This window comes from Dolichospermum circinale AWQC310F (assembly GCF_000426925.1).
Taxonomy (GTDB): Bacteria; Cyanobacteriota; Cyanobacteriia; order Cyanobacteriales; family Nostocaceae; genus Dolichospermum; species Dolichospermum circinale.
The window spans coordinates 110,552-115,790 of record NZ_KE384668.1; the positions used below are offsets into that span (position 1 = coordinate 110,552).

Annotated in this window: 3 protein-coding genes; 2 read left to right on the forward strand and 1 reads right to left on the reverse strand. The window is 35.6% G+C overall.

All coding sequences use genetic code 11. The features are described 5' to 3' along the window. Positions 1-1,928, forward strand: a 1,928-nt coding sequence (locus ACIR310F_RS21595; RefSeq protein ID WP_196803165.1) for an Eco57I restriction-modification methylase domain-containing protein, incomplete at its 5' end; no start/stop codon positions are given. A gap of 71 nt (positions 1,929-1,999) precedes the next feature. Then, positions 2,000-3,727 (forward strand): Rqc2 family fibronectin-binding protein, encoded by a 1,728-nt coding sequence (locus ACIR310F_RS0105020; protein ID WP_028082875.1) that lies wholly within the window; start codon positions 2,000-2,002, stop codon positions 3,725-3,727. Between the two features lie 246 nt (positions 3,728-3,973). Here ACIR310F_RS0105020 and ACIR310F_RS0105025 read toward each other — a convergent pair. Next, on the reverse strand, positions 3,974-5,239 hold a 1,266-nt coding region (locus ACIR310F_RS0105025), incomplete at its 5' end, for an iron uptake porin (protein WP_028082876.1).

Consider the following 5,239-nt stretch of genomic DNA (forward strand, 5'->3'; position numbering starts at 1 on the left):
TTTGTTTAGATATTAATCCTTTTGCTTGTTATTTAGCTGAAACTAATTTATTAATTCAAGTGGTTGATTTACTCCAACAAGCGAAGGAAGCAGGTAAGTTACAAGAATGTACCATAGATAGATTTAATGTATATAATACGGATTCTTTGTTATTACCAAAATCACAAGAAATTAGAACTCCTTTACTTAATCCTATTTTAGATTTAGAACTTTCTACTGTTGCCCAAATTAAAACTAAAACGGGTAAATTTATTGATGGTTTCGATTTTGTCGTGGGCAACCCTCCTTATGTAAAAGCTGATGAACCTGGAGCAGATATTTATCGTCGAGAAATTGAAAATTCTGGAAGATTTACCACACTTCATGAAAAATGGGATCTGTTTGTGCCATTTGTGGAACTTGCTTGTCAAGCTACTAAGGATTTAGGTAAAATTGGCTTAATTGTTTCTAGGGGTATTCAAACTAATAATTATGCGGAATTACTCCGAGAATATATTGCTGAAAATCTGACTATTAAACAAGTAGATTTTTTTAATAATGTGAAAATTTTCTCTGATGCTGTTGTTAACAATACTATTTTTATTTTAGAAAATATTGTTCCAGAAAATAATTATCAAGTAAAAAGATTTCTCCACAATGGGTTATTTACAGAAATTCAAGAAATTGATCCTTTGAATCAATATGAATATAAAGGTAAGGTTTTTAGACAGTTTGTAGTTAATGATAATTTTGCAGACGTTACTTATTTAGAAGATATTTGTTATTGTAGTAAAGCAATGGTTTTACATTCAGAATCAGGAGAATTTAAAAAAGATGATTTGATTTCTCAAGTAGAAACTAATATTCATATTCATAAATATATAGATGGTGAAAATTTAGTTAGAGAGTTTACAATAGACAAAATTAGATATTTAGAATGGGGTACGTCTCGTGTACCTAATAATATTAGTAGAGCAACAATTCCTGAATTATATAATTATCCTAAAATCCTGTTTGGGATGACTTCATTTCCTACCTATGATCGAGGAATCATAGCAGGAGATGGGTTTTATGTTCCTGATAGTGTGAGAATTTGTGTCAGATGGGATGATGTTTATAAAGTTAAACGTTTAGAGAAAGAAAAAAGACAAATGTATGAACTTTCTAAAAAACGTCAAAAACTTCTGGGAGATGGAAAAGGTAAGAAATTACAAATTTATCAATATGCAGAAGAAAAACTAGAAATAGCCAAAAAATTTGATTTAAGATATATTGCTGCTATTCTTGCTTCTAGTTTTGGGAAACGCTTTTTACTATTGAATAACCGTGATGAAAATATTATGAGTGTTAATAGTGAAACTCAAATAGCTAAGAGTAGAATATATCCTGATGATTTAAAGGAATTTCCTATTAAAAATATTTCGTTAGCAGCACAACAACCATTTATTAATGGTGTCAATAATTTAATAACATGGAATTGGCAGTTATATGAATTAACACAATTAGGACATAAAATTAAGTTTGATTATAGTGATAATAAACCCATAGTTGAGGTTAATTTTTTACAAGTTTTTGAAAATCTCAATTTACTTTGTTGGAATTTTTTAAACGCTGAACCACACAGATTTGAAATTATTGGATCACGTGATCAACCAATCACTAAAATTAAAATCAAAGATGATAAAATTTTTAATGGTCGTCAAGAATTAATCTTTTCGGAAAGTACAATTGTTTTACAATTCCTGCAAATTTATCTACAACAGTATGAAAAACGGGGTTTAACTTGGACTAATTTAATCCAAGAAGGTAAAATACCTAAAACAGATGTAGATATTCAGAAAATATTTGCTGAATGCACTCGGTTAAAAACGGAAATATGTGATACAATCACAAATATTAGTTCAATTTATAGAGAATTAGATAAAATGGTGAATGATCTATATAATTAGTACAATTAGCTCTTAAAATTAACCAACCTAACCAACCTAACCAAACTAAATTATAAAAGAGATTAATTGTTTTGCAACCCCTTGATTTTACAGCTTTAACCGCTGCTTGTAGCGAAATTCGCACTAACTGGCTACCTGCACGCACAGAACAAGTATATCAGCGCGATCGCTTTACCATTGCTATTGCTTTACGAACCTTAAAACAACGGGGTTGGTTAGATATTTCTTGGCATCCCCAAGCCGCTCATGTTTGTATCAGCGAACCACCACCACGACATCCAGATACTTTTACATTTAGTCAGCAGTTAAGACATCAATTAGGTGGGTTGGCCTTAGTGGCAATTGAGGCTATTTCTCCGTGGGAACGGGTAATTGATTTACAATTTGCCCCTCGTCCAGGAGAAAGTGCGCTTTATCACCTCTATGCTGAAATTATGGGTAAATATAGCAATGTGATTTTAACTGATGCTAGTAACGAAATTATCACTGCTGCCCATCAAGTTAGTCAACAACAATCTAGTGTGCGTCCCATTCAAACGGGACAAAATTACGAAAAACCGCCAAAATTAACGGGAAAGACCCCCAATTTAAACGAATCTCTAGAACGTTGGCAAGAACGGGTAAGTTTAGTACCAGGGGAAATTAAGCGCCAATTACTTAAAAGTTATAGTGGTTTAAGTTCGGCTTTATTAGAGACAATGTTACTAAATGCTCAGATTTTACCTGATACTAATACGGACGTATTAACCCCTAAAGATTGGCAAAATTTATTTGAATGTTGGCAAGAATGGTTACAAGCTTTAGAATCAGGTCAATTTAAACCTGCTTGGACAAAAACTGGATATACAGTTATGGGTTGGGGTGCAGTCACACCCACAAAGAGTATTCAAGAGTTACTTTACCGTTATTATTCTGATCATCTGAATCAACAGTTATTTGTGCAACTGCGACATCAGTTAATTCAGAAATTAGCGAATATTTTGGCTAAATTACGTATTAAAGCACAAACTTTTAGCGATCGCTTGCAACAATCAGACCAAGCGGAGGAATATCGGCAAAAAGCCGATTTATTAATGGCAAACCTGCATCAATGGCAACCAGGAATGCAGAATATAATATTACCAGACTTTGAAACAGAAAAACCTATACTAATTGCTCTTTTACCAGATAAAAACGCTGTTCAAAATGCCCAAAAGCTTTACAAACAGCATCAAAAGTTAAAACGCGCCCGTGGGGCTGTCGAACCGCTGTTATTTGCAGTGCAGACAGAAATTGATTATTTAGAACAAGTAGAAGCCGCAATTTCTCAGATAGATAACTACCAAAACCCAGAAGATTTACAGGCTTTAGAAGAAATCCGTGACGAACTAATTGATCAAAAATACTTAGAAGACCTAGAATACCGCAGCCGTAGCAGCAACGACACCCCCGGTACTAATTTTCATCGTTACCGCAGTCCCAGTGGCTTTGAAGTCCTTATTGGCCGGAATAACGTTCAAAATGACCAATTGACATTCCGTGTCGCTGGAGACTATGATTTATGGTTTCACGCCCAAGAAATTCCGGGTAGTCATGTGCTTTTGCGTCTAGAACCGGGTACAATTGCAGAAGAAGCTGATTTACAATTTACCGCTAATTTAGCCGCTTATTTCAGTCGGGCCCGTCAAAGTGACCAAGTACCAGTAGTGTACACCCAACCCAAGCACGTCTACAAACCCAAAGGAACTAAACCAGGACTGGTAGTTTATAAACACGAAACAATTATTTGGGGAAAACCACAAGTATTAGTCAGCGGTTAGTTATCAGCAGGTTATTAACCTCCTCTTCTTTCTGCAAATAGAAAGTCTATTCACCCACAGACAGATATTTTTTCAGATATTTTCATCAAAAAATTGTACTGGCTGTTACAATCTTGTTAAGAAAAGTTGCCCGTTGAATTTTAGGAACGCGCAATTTGGTTTTGACTCCACTGAGAAGACAACACGAACAACGTTTTTTTGCAGACCAGCCTGTGGGAGGGCTGGTCTTTTTGTTGACGTGGAAGCTTAGAAGCTGAAAGTAGTTCTTAAAGCACCAATGACCACACTATCATTATCCTTATTGTGATCTGGGGCTGTTAACCAAATTACAGCAGGAGTAATGGTGATATTATCACTAACTTTATATTGATAAAATCCTTCAATGTGATAGGAGGTATCTGGGTCTTTTGTTACTCCAGCAGCAGTAGAATTTGTGACCTTTGGTTCCATACCAACTATAACACCAGCTAAGTTACCTTTTTTACCGAAATCTGGTAAGCCTAGAGTAACAGCATAGTTCCAAATTTCCGCCTTTCCTTTAGTACCAGTCAAGACTTGACTATTGGTATATCCAGCCCAACCACCGATAACAAGTTTATTGCCAATACCTAAAGATGTTTGTACACCATAGGAATTACTGGAAAAATCTTGTCCACCAAAGCCAGAGGTCGCGTTATTACTACCTGTAATGAGTGGTTGGTTATAGGAATTGATATAAGTCAAACCAAGAGTAGTGCGATCGCTTGGCTTCACAGTTAACTGCGCTAAAGCACCGTAAGAACCATCAAACAAACCATTTCCAGGGGTGGGTTGATTAGCATTAGGAGTCAAATAGCCTAAACTGAGGGCTAATTTCTTACCAAACTGATGATTAATTCCTAGTCCTGCACCACCTACTTGACCATAAATTGCGTTTCTTGTGCCAAAAGTTGACAAAGCACCAAAAGAAGCATCACCATCAAAAAGGTTAACTGTATTGGTAAGATCATCAGGTGCGCCTCCAGTAGCAATTAGTTTTGCTTGTGTATTTTTGCCAAGAGGAAAAGTATAGGATAAAGTTCCTATACTAAAATTATTACTGGGACTACCACTAGCAAAAAACAAGTTTCCTTCTGGAGTCTGAATATCGGGACTCTTGATATTATTGCTTTCCAACCTCGTCAGCAGTGTATCTTGTCCTGTAAAGCTGCTGACAAAATCCAGTCTGGTTCTGGCCCCTAAAGTAGTATTTTTATCAGTAATGTTATTATTACCGACTTTTTTACCGGAGACAACATCACTAACAACCGCCACAACCTGTCCTTGTAGCTTGGTGGTAGTTGAAAATTGATTAGCTTCCAATTCAGCGGTTTTCGCTTCTACAGTGTCTACACGCCCCTTTAAGGTGGCTAGTTCTGAAGAAAAGTCCCTTTGTAATTTTTGGATTGTTGCTAAATCTTGCTGTGATACTAAATCACTGGTAGCAGTGGCAATTAGTTCATTTACTCGATCTAAACAAGCATTTAAACCTGC